Source organism: Nonomuraea sp. NPDC050153 (assembly GCF_044460125.1).
In the GTDB taxonomy this organism is placed as follows: domain Bacteria; phylum Actinomycetota; class Actinomycetes; order Streptosporangiales; family Streptosporangiaceae; genus Nonomuraea.
In genome coordinates this window covers 1-1,487 of sequence record NZ_JBITJQ010000096.1, presented here as the reverse complement: position 1 = coordinate 1,487, position 1,487 = coordinate 1, and the positions used below count along the sequence as shown (strand labels likewise).

Annotated in this window: 1 protein-coding gene; it reads left to right on the top strand. The window is 69.9% G+C overall.

Features of this window, described 5'->3' with window-relative positions; translation table 11 throughout:
* Positions 1-81: 81 nt before the first annotated feature.
* Positions 82-1,487, top strand: a 1,406-nt coding sequence (locus ACIBQ1_RS61835; RefSeq protein WP_397292888.1) for an IS1634 family transposase, incomplete at its 3' end; no start/stop codon positions are given.

Here is a 1,487-nt window from a genome sequence, read left to right as displayed (position 1 = left end):
CTAGCCCCGTTTTCCGCACGTCGGGTTGTGTGAAGATCGCCAGGTTGCTGTGGTGATCGTCATCGCGGTATGACCTGGCTGGTGAGACAGCGTGCGCAGTGGGGCCAGGCCAGTGTCGAGAAGATGCTCGGAGCGTTGCCGGTTATCGCCGGGTTCTGCTCGCGGTTACGGATCCGGGAGTTGGTGGATGCGGCCTGCCCGGTGCGTGATGTCGCGGAGTTGACCCATGGCCAGGTGATCGAGGTGCTGGTGGCCAACCGGCTGACCTCGCCCGCGCCGCTGGTGCACGTGCAGGACTGGGCGCGCGGGTGGGCGGTGGGCGAGGCGTTCGGGGTCGAGCCGGGGCTGCTCAACGATGACCGGATCGGCCGCGCGCTGGATGCGATCGCTCCGCACCTGGACCACCTGGCCGGCTCGGTCGGGCTGGCCGCGATCGAGGCGTTCGGCCTGGATGTGGCCCGCCTGCATTGGGACATGACGTCGATCTCGCTGCACGGCGACTACCACCAGCCCGAGCCCGGCTTCGCGACGCCGCGGTTCGGCCACCCCAAGGACCGGCGGCTGGATCTCAAGCAGGTCCAAGCCGGGATCGCGGTGACCGCGGACGGCGCGATCCCGGTCTTCCAGCGCGCCTACGACGGCGCGGCCGGTGAGGTCGGGCAGGTCATCGGCGCGATGCAGGGCCTGCAGAAGCTGGCCGGCCCGCAGCGGATGCTGATGATCGGTGATTCCAAGCTGATCTCGTATGCCAACCTGGCCGCCATGGACGGCGAGGGCGTGGCGTTCATCGCGCCGGCCTCCAAGCAGTACGTCAACGCCGCGGCCCTGGCCGACCAGAAGATCGCCGACGCGGCCCGGGTGGACTACGTCGCCGCCCGGGACGAGAGCAAGCCCGCCGAACGGCGTGGCCTCTGGCACGTGCGCGAGGACGTGATGACGCTGGCCGGGCCACGCAAGAACGACCCGATCCTGACGCTGCGCCGGGTGTTCGTGCACTCCTCCGCCAGAGCCCAGGCCGCCCAGAGCGCCCGCGCCAAGAAGCTGGAGCGGGCCCGCGATGACCTGGCCCGGCTCGAACGCGGCCTGGGCGGACGCCACTACCCCACCCAGCAGGCCGTCGCCGACAGCCTCGGCGCGATCGGCCGCGCCCGCCGGGTGAGCGCCTACCTGATCGCCGAGACCGGCACCGACCCCGACACCGGTAAACCCACCCTGGCCTGGCACTTCGACCAGCAGGCAGTGGACGCCGAAGCCGCCACCGACGGCTGGTACGCCCTGCTCACCAACCTGCCACCCGAAACCGCCGACGCCGAACGGGTACTGCGCCACTACAAAGGCCAGGAAGCCGTCGAGCGCCGCTACCAGGCATTCAAGGGGCCGCTGGCCGTCACCAGCCTGTATCTGAAGAACAACCGCCGCATCCACGCGCTGATCACCGTCATCTGCCTGGCCCTGCTCATCTTCTGCCTGATCGAACGCCAGGTCCG